This window comes from Alphaproteobacteria bacterium, assembly GCA_016124955.1.
Lineage (GTDB): Bacteria > Pseudomonadota > Alphaproteobacteria > UBA9219 > RFNS01 > RI-461.
In genome coordinates this window covers 120,612-137,644 of the sequence record WGMR01000008.1, presented here as the reverse complement: position 1 = coordinate 137,644, position 17,033 = coordinate 120,612, and the positions used below count along the sequence as shown (strand labels likewise).

General features: G+C 60.9%; 15 protein-coding genes and 1 pseudogene. 13 read left to right on the top strand and 3 right to left on the bottom strand.

The annotated features are described in order from the left end of the window. Positions 1–7 precede the first annotated feature (7 nt). From GC131_08275 to murB, 5 genes and pseudogenes are all read left to right on the top strand, one after another. A complete protein-coding gene (locus GC131_08275) occupies positions 8–1,129 on the top strand; it encodes a cell division protein FtsW (protein MBI1274063.1) in 1,122 nt (373 codons plus the stop codon). 76 nt (positions 1,130–1,205) lie between these two features. Beyond that, positions 1,206–1,877 (top strand): hypothetical protein, encoded by a 672-nt coding sequence (locus GC131_08270; protein ID MBI1274062.1) that lies wholly within the window; start codon positions 1,206–1,208, stop codon positions 1,875–1,877. A gap of 89 nt (positions 1,878–1,966) precedes the next feature. Then, positions 1,967–3,145: an undecaprenyldiphospho-muramoylpentapeptide beta-N-acetylglucosaminyltransferase gene (gene murG / locus GC131_08265; GenBank protein ID MBI1274061.1), complete on the top strand. Its 1,179-nt coding sequence runs from the start codon at positions 1,967–1,969 to the stop codon at positions 3,143–3,145. A gap of 83 nt (positions 3,146–3,228) precedes the next feature. Beyond that, a complete protein-coding gene (locus GC131_08260; GenBank protein ID MBI1274060.1) occupies positions 3,229–4,683 on the top strand; it encodes a UDP-N-acetylmuramate--L-alanine ligase in 1,455 nt (484 codons plus the stop codon). Further along, a pseudogene (murB, locus tag GC131_08255) lies at positions 4,683–5,641 on the top strand (UDP-N-acetylmuramate dehydrogenase). Before GC131_08260 ends, murB begins: the two are co-directional and overlap by 1 nt. On the opposite strand, the gene GC131_08250 reads toward murB, so the two are convergent. Further along, entirely contained in the window at positions 5,638–6,843 is a 1,206-nt protein-coding gene (locus GC131_08250) for a D-alanine--D-alanine ligase (protein ID MBI1274059.1), read from the bottom strand. The pseudogene murB and the gene GC131_08250 overlap by 4 nt on opposite strands. Between GC131_08250 and GC131_08245 the strand changes: the two genes are divergently transcribed. The 7 genes from GC131_08245 (at position 6,752) to ftsZ (ending at position 14,854) form a co-directional block, all read left to right on the top strand. Next, positions 6,752–7,642: a hypothetical protein gene (locus tag GC131_08245; protein MBI1274058.1), complete on the top strand. Its 891-nt coding sequence runs from the start codon at positions 6,752–6,754 to the stop codon at positions 7,640–7,642. The two genes, GC131_08250 and GC131_08245, sit on opposite strands and share 92 nt — an antisense overlap. Further along, the gene (locus GC131_08240; GenBank protein ID MBI1274057.1) at positions 7,548–8,414 is read left to right on the top strand and encodes an alpha/beta fold hydrolase; all 867 of its coding nucleotides are present in this window, start codon (positions 7,548–7,550) and stop codon (positions 8,412–8,414) included. The genes GC131_08245 and GC131_08240 overlap by 95 nt, the downstream gene beginning before the upstream one ends. Continuing rightward, complete coding sequence (locus GC131_08235; GenBank protein MBI1274056.1) at positions 8,411–10,033, top strand: UDP-N-acetylmuramoyl-tripeptide--D-alanyl-D-alanine ligase; 1,623 nt, start codon at positions 8,411–8,413, stop codon at positions 10,031–10,033. Before GC131_08240 ends, GC131_08235 begins: the two co-directional genes overlap by 4 nt. Before the next feature lie 30 nt (positions 10,034–10,063). Further along, a complete protein-coding gene (locus tag GC131_08230; protein ID MBI1274055.1) occupies positions 10,064–10,906 on the top strand; it encodes an FtsQ-type POTRA domain-containing protein in 843 nt (280 codons plus the stop codon). Between the two features lie 15 nt (positions 10,907–10,921). Then, on the top strand, positions 10,922–12,244 hold the full coding sequence (gene ftsA / locus GC131_08225) for a cell division protein FtsA (GenBank protein MBI1274054.1): 1,323 nt from the start codon (positions 10,922–10,924) through the stop codon (positions 12,242–12,244). Positions 12,245–12,409: 165 nt separating this feature from the next. Next, positions 12,410–12,865, top strand: a complete 456-nt coding sequence (locus GC131_08220; GenBank protein ID MBI1274053.1) for a hypothetical protein — start codon at positions 12,410–12,412, stop codon at positions 12,863–12,865. Positions 12,866–13,123: 258 nt separating this feature from the next. Beyond that, the gene (gene ftsZ, locus GC131_08215) at positions 13,124–14,854 is read left to right on the top strand and encodes a cell division protein FtsZ (protein ID MBI1274052.1); all 1,731 of its coding nucleotides are present in this window, start codon (positions 13,124–13,126) and stop codon (positions 14,852–14,854) included. A gap of 77 nt (positions 14,855–14,931) precedes the next feature. Here ftsZ and GC131_08210 read toward each other — a convergent pair whose 3' ends face one another. Together GC131_08210 and GC131_08205 are read right to left on the bottom strand one after the other, a co-directional pair. Continuing rightward, positions 14,932–15,246 (bottom strand): hypothetical protein, encoded by a 315-nt coding sequence (locus GC131_08210; protein MBI1274051.1) that lies wholly within the window; start codon positions 15,244–15,246, stop codon positions 14,932–14,934. A 105-nt stretch (positions 15,247–15,351) separates the two neighbouring features. Beyond that, on the bottom strand, positions 15,352–15,591 hold the full coding sequence (locus GC131_08205) for a hypothetical protein (GenBank protein MBI1274050.1): 240 nt from the start codon (positions 15,589–15,591) through the stop codon (positions 15,352–15,354). A gap of 463 nt (positions 15,592–16,054) precedes the next feature. On the opposite strand from GC131_08205, the gene GC131_08200 reads away from it, so the two are divergent. After that, the gene (locus tag GC131_08200) at positions 16,055–16,996 is read left to right on the top strand and encodes a UDP-3-O-acyl-N-acetylglucosamine deacetylase (GenBank protein ID MBI1274049.1); all 942 of its coding nucleotides are present in this window, start codon (positions 16,055–16,057) and stop codon (positions 16,994–16,996) included. The last annotated feature ends 37 nt before the right edge of the window (positions 16,997–17,033 follow it).

Below are 17,033 nucleotides of genomic sequence, written 5' to 3'. Positions count from 1 at the left end.
GCGGCAGATGATCACGCTCGCGCGCTCCGACCAATCCGTCCTTGGCCGCTGGTGGTGGACGGTTGACCGCTGGACGCTTGCGCTGCTTGCCGCCGTCATGGGCTTCGGCATCCTCCTCATTCAGGCCGCCACGCCTGCGGTGGCCGAAGCGCGCGGCTTCGGCAATTTCTATTTCGTCGAACGGCACATCATCATGCTGGTGCCCGCGCTCGCCATCATCTTCGGCGTGTCGCTGTTCAGCCCGCGCGGGCTGCGCCTGCTCGCATTCGGCATCTTCGCGGTCAGCCTCGTGCTCGTGCTGCTCACGCTGCTCACGGGGTCGGAAATCAAGGGCGCGACCCGCTGGCTGCATCTGCCCGGCCTTTCGCTGCAGCCGTCGGAATTCCTGAAGCCCGCCTTCATCCTTGTCGCCGCCTGGCTGTTCACCCGGCATTGCGAACGGCGCGGCTTTCCCGCCATCGGCAGCAACGTCGCGCTTTACGGGCTGGTGGCGATGATGCTGATCCTGCAGCCCGATCTGGGCATGACCTTTCTGGTCTCCGCCGTATGGTTTGCGCAATTCTTCCTCGCCGGGCTGCCGCTGATGCTTGTTGGTATGTTCGGCGTGGCAGGCGTGGCCGGGCTTGTGCTTGCCTATCATGTTTTCCCGCATGTCGCGCACCGCATCGACCGTTTCATCGATCCGCAAAGCGGCGATACTTTCCAAATTGATCGATCGATGGAAGCCTTTGCCACCGGCGGCATGTTCGGCACCGGGCCGGGCGAAGGCACGGTGAAAATGTCGCTGCCCGATGCGCATTCCGATTTCGTCTTCGCCGTGGCGGGGGAAGAGCTGGGCTTGTTCTGGTGCCTCGTGATCGTGGCGCTCTATGCCGGGATCGTGCTGCGCGGTTTTTGGCGGCTGCGCGGGGAAAACAACCTTTTTATCGTCCTTGCCGTCAGCGGGCTTTTGATCGAATTCGGCCTGCAGGCCATCATCAACATGGCTTCCACCCTGCATCTTATGCCGACCAAGGGCATGACGCTGCCTTTCATATCCTATGGCGGTTCTTCGCTGTGGGGGCTGGCAGTGGCGATGGGGATGCTTCTGGGGCTCACGCGCCGCCGTTACGGGCAAGATACGGCCTAGGGCCGTCCCCTCTAGCCCCCTCTATGTAAGTGTCATATCAATTGAACCAGCAGGGCATTTCACCTAACATCTGGGCATGACAAAAATCGCAATCATCGGCGCGCGCGGAAAAATGGGCCAACTGGCGACCGAAGCCGTTGGCGGCATGGCAGGCTGCAGCGTGGTCGCCTCGGTCGGGCGCGGCGACGATCTGCAAAAGGTGCTGGCTGCCACAAAGCCCGATATTGCGATCGAGGTTAGCTCCCATCTTTCGGTCAAGGAAAACAGCCTCGCCATCATTAAGGCAGGCGTGCGCCCGATCATCGGCGCCAGCGGCCTCGTGCAATCCGATATCGAAGAACTGGCGGCTTTGTGCAGCGAGAAAAAGCTCGGCGGCGTCGTGGCGCCCAACTTCTCGGTCGGTATGGCCTGCTTCAACAAGCTGGCGCGCGATCTTGGCCGCTATTTCAAGGATATTTCCATTGTCGAATACCACCATGCAGGCAAAAAGGATAAACCTTCCGGCACCGCGCGCTATACTGCGGGCATTGCCGGGCTTGATCCGGCCGCCATCGCTTCGGTGCGCGGCGACGGCTTCCTCGCCAAGCAGCAGCTTTACGCCTCGACGCCGGACGAACGCATCGTGATTGATCATGAAAGCTTCAGCCGCCGCAGCTTCATCGCCGGTATCGTGCTGTGCGCGGAAAAGGCCATGAAGCTGGATCGGCTTGTGGTCGGCATGGAACATTTGCTGGGCGATACGCCCTAGCTGCAGCCCGGCGCCTTCCCTATGGCCATTTGGCGGCGGAGGCCCCTATATATTAGTGTGGTGCGAATCATTCGGGGACGGATACGGTCATGGCTGAACAACCCTGTATTATGCTGGCGGCGGGCGGTACCGGCGGGCATATTTTCCCGGCCGAAGCCCTGGCGCGGACGTTGCGCGCGCGCGGCGCGCGCGTCGTGCTGGTGACCGATAGGCGCGGCGGCAAATTCAGCGATGATCTGAACGTGCAAACCTACCGCATCAGCGCCGATACGCTCCGCAAAGGCTTGCTCAGCAAATTCCGCAGCGTGTTTTCCATGGGCATCGGCCTGCTGCAGGCACAGCACATCATCCGCCGCGTGCGGCCCGCCGCCGTCGTCGGTTTCGGCGGCTATCCTTCGGTACCCACCATCTATGCCGCCAGCCAGCTCGGCGTGCCGATCGTGCTGCACGAACAGAATGCGGTTCTCGGCCGCGCCAATCGCACGCTGATGGGCAAGGCGCGCCTTGTCGCCACATCCTTCCCGCAAGTGGCGGGGCTGAAGCACAGCGGCGGCGCGCGCATGGTGCAAACCGGCAACCCCGTGCGCCCGGCTTTCGCCGCGCTGCGCGAAGCGCCCTACCCCGCCGTTTCCGAAGACGGCACGCTCAACATCTTCGTCATGGGCGGAAGCCAGGGCGCAAAAATCTTCAGCCATGTCGTGCCGCAGGCGCTTGCGTTGCTGCCCGAACCGCTGCGCCGCCGCATTATCGTCGCGCAGCAATGCCGGGCGGAAGATCTGGAAACGGCCAAAACCGCTTTCGCCGCCGTCGGCGTCGATGCCCAGCTTTCCACCTTTTTCCGCGACGTACCGGAACGGCTTGCCGCCTGCCACCTCGCGATCTGCCGCGCGGGCGCCTCGACCATTGCGGAACTGACCGCCACGGGCCGCCCCGCCATCCTCGTGCCCTACCCCTTCGGCCATGCCGACGAGCAAACGGCGAACGCCGAAGCGGTGGCAGAAGCGGGCGCCGCGTGGCTGATCCCGCAATCCGCTTTCACGCCGGAAGCGCTTGCGGTGCGGCTCGAAGCCTTGCTCACGCTGCCCGCCTCGCTTACCAAAACGGCGGCGGCGGCGCGCGCATGGGGCACCGTGGATGCGGCCGAACATCTGGCCAACTGCGTGCTGGAAACCGCCGGAATGAACGCCGCAGGCGATATTCATAAACCGGTTCAGTCGGTTAACGATGGCCATGCTGTTGCCGCAAATATGCGCGAAAAGGCTGCATAAGCCGTTCGCACCATTTATAATGCCCGGCGAAGCCCCTGATTCATAAAGGCAACCGGCAGGAATTTTTCATGAATGTAAGCTCGATGACCATCAACCGCTCCTTCAGCCCGCTTTCGATCGGCATGATCCATTTCGTGGGCATCGGCGGCATTGGCATGAGCGGTATAGCCGAAATCCTGCACAGCCTCGGATACCAGGTGCAGGGCAGCGATCTGGCCGACAATTATAACGTCAAGCGTCTGCGCGAACGCGGCATCAATGTCGCCATCGGCCATGCGCCGGAAAATCTGGGCGATGCCAGCGTTGTTGTCATATCCTCCGCCGTGAAGCGCGATAACCCGGAAGTAACCGCCGCCTATGAACGGCAGCTGCCCGTGGTGCGCCGCGCCGAAATGCTGGGCGAACTGATGCGGCTGAAATGGTCGGTCGCCATCGGCGGCACGCACGGCAAAACCACAACCACGTCCATCGTCGCCTCGCTGTTCGACAGCGCCGGGCTCAACCCCACCGTGATCAACGGCGGCATCATCAACGATTATGGTACCAACGCCCGCCTCGGCACCGGCGACTGGATGGTTGTGGAAACCGACGAAAGCGACGGCAGCTTCACGCGGCTGCCCGCCACCATCGCGGTCGTCACCAATATCGACCCCGAACATATGGACCACTACAAGGATTTCGACGCGGTCAAGCGCGCCTACGATACCTTCGTGCAGAACATCCCTTTCTATGGCTTCGGCGTACTGTGCATCGATCACCCGGAAGTGCAAGCCATGATTGCCCGCATCGCCGATCGCCGCATCGTCACCTATGGCCTCGGTCCGCAGGCCGATGTGCGCGCCGTGAACATTTCCATGAGCCCGCAAGGCTCCACCTTCGATGTCGTGATCACGGACCGCAAGACCGGCAAAACGCAAACGCTCGAAAGCATGAAGCTGGCCGTGATCGGCCAGCACAATGTGCAAAATTCTCTGGCCGCCATCGCGGTCGGCCACCAGCTCGGTTTCACCGAACAGGCGATGCGTGTCGCGCTCGGCAAGCTTGGCGGCGTGAAGCGCCGCTTCACCCATACCGGCACGGCCGGCGGCATCACGGTAATCGACGATTACGGCCATCACCCGGTTGAAATCGCGACCACGCTCAAGGCTGCACGACAGGCCAATGCCGGGCTCGGCCGCACCATCGCCGTGGTGCAACCGCACCGTTATTCGCGCCTCTCCAGCCTGTTCGATCAGTTCTGCACCTGTTTCAACGATGCCGATATCGTGATCGTGGCCGATGTGTACCCGGCGGGGGAAAAGCCTATTGCGGGCGCGACCCGCGATGCGCTGGTCGAAGGGCTGCGTGCACGAGGTCATCGCCATGTGCATGCCCTTGAAAAACCGGAATCTTTGGCTCCGCTGGTCGCAAAACTGGCAAAAAGCGGGGATTTTGTGGTATGTCTGGGCGCCGGGAATATTACCGGATGGGCACATACGTTGCCCAGCGAGCTTGAAGTGATTTTTGAAAAAGATATTGATAAACAGGCAAAGGCATAATGACTGCACGGCTTAGGGCAGCCCCCGTTGTCCACACGTTCGATGAAAGTGACCTGATCGACCGCATGCCGCCCACGCGCGGGCGGTTGGAAGCCAACGCGCCTTTGATGGATCAAACATGGTTCCGCGTCGGCGGCCCGGCCGAAGTGCTGTACCGCCCCTACGATGCGCAGGATCTTTCCATCTTCCTCGCCAATCTCGATGACGATATCCCGGTCACGATCCTCGGCCTCGCCTCCAACACGCTGGTGCGCGATGGCGGCGTGCCCGGCGTCGTGATCAAGCTCGGCCCACAATTCGCGTTTATCAATACCGATGGCGGCATGGTCCGGGCCGGGGCCGGCGCGGTCGATTTGAATGTCGCGCGCGCCGCGCAGGTAGCCGGCATCGCCGGTCTGGAATTTCTGTGCGGCATCCCCGGCACCATCGGCGGCGGGCTGCGCATGAATGCGGGCGCTTACGGGCGCGAATTCCGCGATATCGTGGTCGAAGCCGAAGTGCTCGACCGCGATGGCAACATACGCTGCCTGAAGCGCGACCAGCTCGGTTTCGGCTACCGCCATTGCGGCGTGCCGGAAGGCCACATCTTCATCTCGGCCCTGTTGCAGGGCGAAAGCGGCGATCCCGCCATCATTGACACGCGCATGAAGGGTATTCAGGCGCAACGCAACCGATCAAGGAAAAGACCGGAGGTTCGACCTTCGCCAACCCGGAAAACGATCCCAAGCAACGCAAGTCATGGCAATTGATCGATGCGGCGGGTTGCCGCGGGCTGAAGATGAACAGCGCGCAGGTGTCCGACAAGCATTGCAACTTCCTGATCAACACCGGCAAGGCGCGCGCCGCCGATATCGAAGCGCTGGGCGAAGAGGTCCGCAAGCGCGTGCGCGACAAGTTCGGCATCGAGCTGCGCTGGGAAATCCGCCGTATCGGCGTACCCGAAGGCGAAGAAATCTAGCGCTTCAGCAACCGCGCATCTTGCGGCACCGGGTCGGGCGGCAAAACCACGCTATCACGGCAAGCAAGCGCTTCCTCGATCAGATGCGTCAGCAAATCCACGAAATTGACCGGGTTGGCCCGCGAAGCTTCCCATAAAAAGAACCCGAGCGAACCAGGGCACGGGTTGATCTCGTTCAAGAACATCTTCTCCGCCGCCTCGTCATAGATAAAATCGATGCGTGGCGCGCCTGACGGACACACATTGCCGATCATCTTTTCCGCATATTCGCGCACCGTCTGCTCAAGACCGCCGGGCACGGCGGGGTTGAGCTCGCGCGTGAGCGAAAGCATGCCCTCGCTGCTGCTGCCCGGCACCTTGGCGCCGGCTTTCTGGCCGGTCTTGCCGCCGCTGCCCGACATATACTTTTGCTTGAAAGTCAGAAGCTCGTCGGTCTTTTTCGGCTTTTCGATAGCCGATGTAACGGGCTTGCCGCCGCGATGCATCACAGCGATGTTGTATTCGCTGAAATTCTGCAAGCACGGCTCGATGATCGCGGCATCGTCATAGCGAAAAATAGTCGCGAGCACGTCCGTCACTTCCTCAATTGTCCGCGTCGCCGCCACGCCGATGCTGCTGCCCAGATGATTGGGCTTGACGATCAGCGGGAACGAAAGCCCGCCCAGCAGACCTTGCAGCGTATCCTTGTCGAGCGCGCGGCGCCCCTTGTGCACCAGCGCGAACGGCAACACCGGAATCCCGAGATCGCGCGCGACCCGCTTGGTCGCCGCCTTGTCCATAAACAAAGCCGAAGCCATGGTGCGCGGCCCGGCATAGGGAATGCCCGCAGTTTCAAACAAGCCCTGTAAATTACCGTCTTCGCCGATCAACCCATGAAATACCGGCAGCGCGACATCGAACACAATCGGCTTGCTTCCACCGAACATCCCGGATGCAACAGGGTTCAAAACGCCGCGCCCGGTCGGCGTGATCGCGGGTTGCACGGCCCTCAAGCCCTTGCGCGTGGTTTCGTCCGGCAAATAGTTTTCACGCTTGTGAAGCGCGTCACCCACCAGCCATTCGCCGTTGATCGAAATATAAACCGGAAAAGCTTCATAACGGTCCGTATCGATGGCCTGCAAGGCTTGCAAACCGCTGATAACGCTGACATCATGTTCGGGCGACCTGCCGCCGAAGATCACCGCAATTTTTTTCTTTGCCATGCCAGCTCCGGATTTCCTGACCGCGCCCGTCCCAAACGTCGAACGCCATGAAGATACTACTGGGTATCACGCGGTACCCGTGGCGGGCAAGCATCCCCTGCGCGATGACCCGCTGGTGAAGATTGATGCCTATGGCATCGCGGGCGAAAGTTATTATGCCCGCAATGATGGCAAAAATGCGCCCTATAATACCGCCCTGGAAGGCGCGCTTCCCGCCATCTGGTGCCGGCGTGAAGTCGCCTTGCGCCTGCAGCAGGCCAATGCGGCGCCTGCGCCGCTGGGGCTTGAACTGTTTTTGTACGATGCCTATCGCCCCATCGCCTGCCAGCAAGGCCTGTGGGATTTTTTTATATCCAAAGCCCGCACCGAACTTGGCGGCGCGGACGAAGAGGCGATCGAAACCCATGTCCGCAAATTTATTTCCGATCCGCGCGCCTTTAAGGTGGACGATCCATCCACATGGCCCACCCATTCTACCGGCGGTGCGGTCGATCTGACGCTGCGAAACGTTAAAACCGGCGCTTTGCTCGATATGGGCGCCGGTTTTGATGAAGACAGCGAACGCAGCTATACATTCTATTATGAAGGGCTCCTGCGTGACGGCAAAATCGCGCAAGACCACCTGCCGCTGCTGAACCGCCGCATGCTGTATGGGGCGATGATACGGGCAGGTTTCGTTAACTACCCTTACGAATGCTGGCATTATGACTGGGGCACGCAAATGTACATCCGCAACGCAAGGCTTTACGGCACAGAGGCCGGAACCGAAGCCTGGTATGGCTATGCCGGCATCCGCTAACATGCAAACCGCGCAGGTTGCGGGCATGACGCTGGCGATGCGCGTCATACGCATCGGCGAAGGCGGTCCGGCTTTCATTTGGGCGCATGGCTGGGGCCGGTCGCACGCCGATTTGGTGCCGCTTGCGGAAAATTCCGGGCTTGCCGGCACGCATATCGTGCTCGATCTGCCGGGCTTCGGCCAATCATCATTGCAACCCGCGCCGTGGGATTCCGCTGATTACGCCGATTTCATCGCCCGCTGGATGCAACAGGAAGCCATCGCCGCGCCGGTGATCTGGATCGGCCATTCGCTCGGGTGCCGCATCGGGATCAACCTCGCGGCCAGCCACCCCGCCTGCGTGCGCGGCCTGTTCATGATCGCAGCGCCCGGCTTTCGCCGCAAACGCACGCTGCGTCAGCAGATCGTGTTCACGGTTAAACGCACGATCGCGCGCGCGCTTAAGGCGCTGCCGCTGCCTGAAGCGTGGAAGAACGCGGTGCGCAACAAAATCGGCAGCGCCGATTACCGCAATGCCGGCCCGCTGCGTCCCAGCTTCGTCAAGATCGTGAATGAAAATGCGGCCACGACAGCCCCCAAGGTCGGGTGCCCCGCTTTCTTCGCCTATGGGGAAAACGATGCCGAAACGCCGCCGGAATTCGGCGAGCGCTACCGCCACTTAATCGCAAAGGCGCAACTTAAGATCCTGCCGCGCTACGACCATTATGATATCCTGACGGACGGGCGCTTCCAGATAACCCGCTACCTGCAGCAATTCACGGAAACCCTATGATCCCTTTTGCCTTCATCGTTCTTGCGGGTGGCTTTGGCTACTTCGCTTACAGGCGGCTCGTGGTGTTTCTGCACATCTTCCAGCAGGAAGGCTACGAAAATGCCCGTTTCTGCCGCTGGTGGTGGCACAAAAAGGCCTTCGACCGCCGCGCGAGCCTTGCGATTGCGGTCGCATCGGTTCTTGTGCTTGCGCTCGTCGCGCTTGCACCGTCGGATGCCGATTGGCTGCCGTCTGTCATCGCATCCTTGCTCGCGGTCGTGCTGTACTGGGTTGGCCGGCGGGAAGCGGATCCGACCAAGGCCGCGCAATCGGCCAAAAAACCGCTGGTGATCACCGCGCGGGCCAAGCGCGTTCTTATTCTGGCGTGGGCGCTTGTGTTTTCGGCTGGGTTGCTGCTTATCGCCGCGCCGCTTGTGCCGCTGGTGATCGCGGCGCAAATCATTCCGCTCGCGCTTGTCGTTGCCAACATCCTGCTCGCCCCGCTCGAATATTTTATCCAGCAGGGCTATCTGAAAAAAGCGCTCCTGAAGCTGAATGACCTGAACCCCGTGATCATCGGCATCACCGGCTCCTATGGCAAAACCTCGGTCAAGCATATCCTCGCCCACTTGCTGAACGGGCAAGTTCCGGCCGCCTATACCAGCGGCGGCGTCAACACCATCATGGGCATCACGCGCTTCATCCTGAACGATCTGCGTCCCGCGCACCGCTATTTTATTATCGAAATGGGCGCCTACGGCATCGGCTCGATCGACCGCCTGTGCAAGGCGTTCCCGCCGCGATGGGGCATGGTTTCCGCCATCGGGCCGATGCATCTCGAACGTTTCGGCAGCATCGAAAACGTGGCGCAGGCGAAATCCGAACTTCCCGCCCATGCGCTCGCTAATGGCGGCGAAGCGGTGCTGGCCGAACAGGTTGCGGGTTTTGAACCTTTTCGCAAACTGATCGAAGCGAACCCCGAACGCTGCGCACTGGCGGGCGGGTCGGAAAAGGCGCTTGTCAGGCTGCTGGGCGCGCAATCCAGCAGGGAAGGGTTGATGATCGCCATCACCGTGAATGGCATGCCCTACAATTTCACCGCTCCGCTTTACGGGCTGCATCAGGCCGATAATGTCGTGCTCGCGCTCGCCGCATGCCTGCGGCTCGGCTTCCCCATGGATGCGCTGCTGCCCCACCTGAAGACCATCCCGCAAATCAGGCACCGGCAGGAAGTAAAGAAGGAAGATAGCGGCGTCACTATTATTGATGACGCCTATAATTCCAACCCCGAAGGCTTCCGCAAGGCGCTTGAATTGCTCGATGTCATGGTGACGCCCCCGGGGCGCCGCATCCTCGTCACCCCCGGCCTCGTCGAACTGGGCCCGATCCATGATGAAACTCACCGCACGCTGGGCGCCGAAGCCGCACGCCACGCCGATATATGTATCGCCGTATCGCCGGGGCGTATCCCTACCTTTATCGAAGGCTTCAGGTCGGCGGCAGGGCCGGACCAAAGCCTGAAGGAAATGCCGGATTTCGGAACGACACAGAAATGGTTGAACGGCAACATGCGGTCAGGTGACGCGATTTTGCTGGCCAACGACCTGCCCGACCTCTACGAAGCCAAATTAATCTTATAAATGCCGCGCGCCTGATATATTATTGTCTGCATGGCTATCCTGAGATCCTCCGTCCGCAGCGCGCGTAAACCCGCCCCGACCTCGTCGTGGAACAAGGCGTTCATGCGCTTTCTTATGTTCACGCTTTCCATCGTCACGCTGATCGGGTTGACGGCGTGGCTGTGGTCTGTCGGCTGGCCGCAGCAGCAGGTGCGGCGCAGCGTCGATGCCTATTACCGCGCCACCGCCGCAGCCGGCTTCGCGGTGCGCGAAATTCTGGTCACGGGCAGACAGGCAACGGCCGACGATGCGTTGCTGGAAATCCTGAACATCAAACGCGGCGCGCCGATCTTCGCCTTCGATCCCGTCGCCGCGCTGGAAGCGGTGCGCAAGCTGCCATGGGTGGCTGATGCGACCATCGAACGCCGCCTGCCGGATACGATTTATGTCAGCATCCTCGAACGCAAGCCCATGGCCCGCTGGCAATTCGGCGGCAACGTTAAGGTAATCGACAACACGGGCGCCGTGCTGCCGCAGGCGGACCCGGCCGCCTTCGCCGCATTGCCGCTCGTGGTCGGCAAGGGCGCGGACAGCGAAGCGCGCGGGCTTTTCGCCCTGCTGGCCCAGCATGCGGAAATCGCGCCGCTGGTGCGTTCGGCCACGCGGGTCAGCGAGCGGCGCTGGAACCTGCAGCTTGGCGAAGGCGTGACTGTCAGGCTGCCCGAATACGGCACCGAGCAGGCGCTTGCGCGGCTCACCAAACTCGTGAAAGATCGTAAAATCATGGCGCGGGACATTGTCGCGATTGATCTGCGCCAAAAGGACCGCATCGCGGTCGAAACCCCTGGCCCCGTCGCCCCGTCCGGTAAGGGCGGCACGGAACCCAACATTTAGGATACGCCCCCGCCCATGCCCTGGCCCTTCCGCACCAACAAGGTCAAACGCGATGGCATCATCGCGGCGCTTGACGTCGGGTCCAGCAAGGTCGTGTGCTTTATCGCCCGGCTTGAAAGCGATGGCCAGCTGCGCGTGATCGGCATCGGTCACCAGCTTTCCAGCGGCGTGAAGGGCGGCGTCATCACCGATATGGAAGCGGCGCAGCGTTCCATCGCCACCGCCGTCAGCACAGCCGAACAAATGGCGGGCGAACAGATAGCGTCCGTCAGCGTCAACATTTCGGGCGGACATGTCGCGTCCCACAAATGCAACCTCGATCTGCCGCTCGGCGGGCGCGAAGTGACGGACGGCGACGTGGAGCGCATCCTCAGCCAGGCGACGGGTCTCAGCATCGATCAGCAGACCGATGCGCAAAGCGAAGTCATCCACACCATCCCCGTCGGTTATAGCCTCGACAGCAACCGCAGCATCCGCGATCCGCGCGGCATGATCGGCCAGAATCTGGGCGTTCAGCTGCATCTGATCACCGCCGGTTTCGGCGCGGTGCGCACGCTGGTGGCCGCGATCGCCCGCTGCCATCTCGAAGTCGATCAAATTGTGGTCTCGCCCTACGCTTCCGGCCTCGCCTGCCTTGTGGAAGATGAAATGGATCTCGGATGCACCGTAATCGATATGGGTGCGGGCACCACAACCTTCGCCGTGTTCTTCGACGGGCAATGCGTTTTTACCGACGGCATTGCCATGGGCGGCGCGCATGTCACCAGCGATATCGCCCGCGGCCTTACAACCACGCTCAGCCACGCAGAGCGGTTAAAAACGCTGTATGGTAACGCGCTTTCAAGTTCGGTCGATGATCGCGAGATTATCGATGTCCCGCAGGTGGGCGAAGATTTGCCCGAACACGCCAACCATGTGCCGAAATCGCACCTGATCAACATCATCCAGCCGCGGCTGGAAGAAATTTTCGAACTCACGCGCAACAAGCTGGGCGCCAGCGCGTTCGGTGAAATTGCGGGCCGCCGTGTGGTGCTGACCGGCGGCGCCAGCCAGCTGCCGGGCCTGCGCGAAATGGCGCAACGGGTGCTTGATAAACAGGTACGGCTCGGCCGGCCCGTGCGCCTTGGCGGCGCAGCAAGCGGCAGTTACAGCAACGGCCATGCTTCCCCGCTCAATCAGGGCCTCGCGGAAGCCACGGCGGGCCCGGCTTTTGCCACCGTAGCGGGGCTGCTTTCGGTCGCGATGCAACCTTCGCCGATTATCGTGCGCAACTTCGGCGATATCGTGCCCGGCGGGTTTTTCGGCCGTTTGACACAGTGGGTGAAACAGAACGTCTGATCGCCGCATCGTGGTTAAGCGAAGATTACGATTCCGCCCCTTCATCAAATCATAACCATAACGCCTGCCATTATCCGGCAAGCATCTGCCGTAAAACAATAAAAGTAATAGCCGATTTTGGAAAAGCGTTTTCGCTTGGTACATTTGTATGCGTGCAGCCAAGCGATGATGCCGCGCACACAGCAACAGAAAACGGGGATCAAGGCGATGCATGGTGCAGCAACCGCGCATATCGTACAGACAGAACCGGAGCGTGCGGACATGAACGTACAGGTCCAGACCGCCTGCATCGATCTCACGCTGCTCGGCTTTGTCTATGAAGATAGCGATTTCCTGAAACGGCCGGTCGGCCATCTTTTTGCGGTGTGCGACGAATCCGGGCGGGAGCGTGAACTGTTCGTGCCGCTGCATGTCGTGGCTGCGGCCACGCGCAAGGTCTATATCTGCGATGCCGGCGGCGCGTGCTACATCGAGCCCGGTCGCCGTGGCTTCACGCGCTCGCAAATGATGCTGACCATTACCCCTCCGTCCGAAGCCGTCCGGCGTCAGGTGCGTAGTTTTTTCAACAGCCAGAACACGCCGGAAAATAACCGCAAGTTCCTAATCATAATCACAGGTTAAGCCCCATGCTTAATCCGCGCGTTAAACACGGGCGTGGTTAACGGTAACCTTTGACATGAAGGCTTGCTGCTTCCTTCTGATGCCGTAACAAATTTTCCGGCCCGGTTTTCCCACAACAGAACGCACCGAAATTTTCAAAAAACCCATCACGACTCTTGCAAGAATCAAACAAAAGGATTCTATTTATTGAATCGTGCCAGATGCTTCATGTTCATGCCTGTGGCGCTCCAGGGTGCCGCAATAACGGAGGATTCTTTAATGATCAATTTGTCCATCGCAGAAACCGAGAACAACCTGCGCCCCCGCATCGCCGTCATGGGCGTTGGCGGCGCTGGCGGCAATGCCGTTAACAACATGATCCGCTCGACTCTCGAAGGCTGCGATTTCATTGTCGCCAACACCGATGCGCAGGCGCTGCAATCCTCACTGGCGCCGCGCAAGATCCAGCTTGGCATCAACCACACCCGCGGCCTTGGCGCCGGCTCGAAGGCCGAAGTCGGCCGCGCCGCCGCCGAAGAGCAGATGGACGATATCATGGCCTGCCTGCACGATGCCGATATGGTGTTCGTCACCGCAGGCATGGGCGGCGGCACCGGTACCGGCGCGGCCCCCGTGATTGCGCGCGCCGCGCGCGAAGCGGGTATCCTGACCGTTGGCGTCGTGACCAAGCCTTTCCATTTCGAAGGCACGCGCCGCATGAACGCGGCCGAAGGCGGCCTCGCGGAGCTGCAGCAATATGTCGATACGCTGATCGTGATCCCGAACCAGAACCTTTTCCGTCTCGCCAACGAACGCACCACCTTCGCCGAAGCCTTCCAGATGGCCGATGAAGTGCTGCACGCCGGCGTCCGCGGCATCACCGATCTGATGGTCATGCCCGGCTTCATGAACCTCGATTTTGCCGATGTAAAAACCGTGATGGCGGAAATGGGCAAGGCCATGATGGGCACAGGCGAATCCGAAGGCGATAACCGCGCCATCCGCGCCGCCGAAGCCTCGATCTCCAACCCGCTGCTTGATGACGTCTCGCTCGAAGGCGCGCGCGGCGTGCTGATCAACATCACCGGCGGCATGGATATGACCCTGTTCGAAGTTGATCAGGCCGCCAACCGTATCCGCGAAGAAGTGGATTCGGACGCGCAGATCAAGGTCGGCTCCACCCTGTCGGAAGCGCTGGATGGCAAGATCCGCGTTTCGGTCATCGCCACCGGCATCGAACCCGCTTTGGTCGAAGCCCAGATCGCCGCCGCCGGCCAGGGCAACCTGCATATTCCGTCCAAGAACCAGGGTTCGCGCGGTTCGCGCTCGGCCACCGGTACGGGCACCGTCGGCATCAGCATCACCACTGCCCCGCGCGGGGTCGATGTGACGCGGGCGCAGGTCGTGGCCCCGGCGGCGGCCGTCGTTACCCGCCCCGCCGCTCCGGCCAGCCCGCCTGCAGCAGCCTCGCAACAAGCGCAAGCCGCCACGCAGGAAGAAGAACGCCCAGCCACCCCGGCCCAGATGGATATGCTCTCGGAAACGGCGGGCGACGAACCCATGGCGGCTGAAGCCGCGCCCGCACCCGAACCGGCCCCCGCGCCTGTGGCAGCAGAAGCCCCACGGCAACAGGCCCAGTTCGTTCCGCCGCGCCCGGCCACCGCGCCGCGCAGCCAGCCAGCCGCCACAGGCGCGGGGGCGGATACGCGCATCACGCAAATCTCGCCCGGCGCCGCCATGCCGGCACAAGCGGCTGGCCGCAACAACGCCAGCGGCCCGCGGGCTGAATCGTTGTTCCGCCGCATCACCGGCTTCGGGCTTGTGCGCCCGACCGAACAGGCCGAAGCCCCGCGCCAAAACCCGCCGCAAACCGTCGTCCAAAAGGCGACGCAGGCCATGGCGCAGGCACGGCTCGGCATCGATCCGTCCGATCGCCCGGTTTCATCCGCCGGCGCCGAAGATGACGTGCTCGATATCCCCGCCTTCCTGCGGCGGCAGACCAATCACTGATTTGGGGGCAAGCTTACGCAACCACCAAACTGGCGGGGCCCTTGTGGCCCCGTCTTTTTTTGTGGCGCGGTACGAACTTAGTTTACGCGGCTATCAAAATTGATCAGAAAGGCGACGGCGGCATCATAGCGTGCGGCCTCGATCTCCTCCGCACGGGCGACATCGAACATGGCCTCAAGCCGGTCCGCGACCACCTGCTCGCCAATGCCGTTGCTGACGGCCGCAAGGCATATAAGGGCCTGCAGGCTGTTCAGCTCGTCGTCATTCAGCGCCCGCACGGCCTTCGCGGCACGGCTGGTTGCGGCGGCCATGAAATAGGGGTCCCGATCAAGCCCGGCCAGCGCGGCCCGCATGGCGCGCGACTGGCGCTTGGGGTTAAATTTCCTGCCCATAATAAATCCCTGAAAAAATATTCGTTATTAAAATACGCTCACACAAAAAAGCTGGCCGCCGGGCAAAAAAGCCAGGCGGCCAGTCTTGTCGAAAAGACCTTCGCTTCAGGCCAGCTTCTTGTTCCTGCGCGCAGAAAGCGTTTGCTCCTGCTCCGCACGTTCATGCGCTTCCTTGCGTTCGGCATCGAGCGCATCAAGCGCGGCATAAGCCCGCTTGAGACGTTCAGCCTCACCCAGCGCTTGCACCTCAGGCGTCACCTGAACGCATGCCATTTTCTCGACGGTGTAAAGTATATCGACCGCCATTGCTTGACCGAACTTGCTGACTAAGTCATCGAAAACCATAGTGCCTCCGACGTAAAGGAAAACCATTCCTTGCAGCTGTTTGCGCAGACTGGGCTATGAAAATACAAACCGGTATCAAAACCGTTCCGGAACATACTAAAGATCATCCTAATATGCAATAAGTTGTCTATTGTGGATAACTATTATGTTATGCGCGGTTATTAACCTTAACATGCTGAATTTCCAGTATTCTTCCGCTCATCTGGTTTGCTTGGGTACCCTGCAAGGGTTGAAAATACGCCATAGCCATCTGTGCCAATCACGCCACAAATTTTCCTATTTATTTCATATGTTTGGTCACACGTAACAGTGCGTAACAAAGCTTGATTTTGGGCTTTCATAACCCGCTGGTATTAACCGCGTAAGTCTTTGAACGGGTAAGTTGATTCGGCTGCCCGTAATCTGAACAGCTCTTGGGTTTTTAATGTCGCCGCTTGATCATATGCTTTCCCACGCCAAAAGCATGGCACAGAATAGCGCCTTCGCCGTTTCTGCACCGCACAAACAGCACACGCTTGCCGGCACGATCAAATGCCAGGGCGTTGCCGTGCACAGCGGTGAAAGCGTCAACCTGCGTCTGCTGCCCGGCGAACCCGGCAGCGGCATCACTTTCATCCGCACCGATCTGCTGAACGGTGCGCGCACCATCCCTGCGCGCTACGACAATGTAATTGATACGCGCCTGTGCACCGTTCTGGGCAACGATCACGGCGCGCGCGTCGCGACGGTGGAACATTTGCTTTCTGCGCTGCGCGCCCTGAATGTCGATAACGCGGTGATCGAAATTGACGGGCCCGAACTGCCGATCATGGACGGCAGCGCCTATCCCTTCGTCTTCATGATCGAAGCGGCAGGCGTCGTCGAACAGAACGCCAAGCGCCGCTGGATCGAAGTGATGAAGCCGGTCGTGGTCGAAGAAGACGGCAAGCGCGCCGCGCTTGTGCCCGCAAAGGACGCTGAATTCGATGTTTCCATCGCCTTCAAAAGCACCGCAATCGGCGAACAATCCTATGATTTCACGCTTTCCGCACCCTCGTTCAAGAACGAGATCAGCCGCGCGCGCACCTTCGGCTTCCGCGAAGAGGTTGATCAATTGCGCGCCGCCGGGCTTGCCCGCGGCGGTTCGCTTAACAACGCCATCGTCGTCAGCGGCGATACGGTCATGAACGAAGAAGGCCTGCGTTACCCGCAGGAATTCGCCCGCCATAAGCTGCTCGATGCCGTGGGCGATCTTTCGCTCGCCGGCGCGCCCATTCTCGGCCGCTTCGAAGGCCATTGCTGCGGCCATGCGCTGAACAACAGGCTGCTCCGCACCCTGTTCGCGGACGAAAGTGCCTGGCGCTTCGTCACCGATGATAGCGCCGCGGCTTTGGCCTCCCTGCCCTTGATGCAGGCCGGGGCCTGACAGGCCGCAAGGCCCCGCAGACCCGCCTGAAAGACTG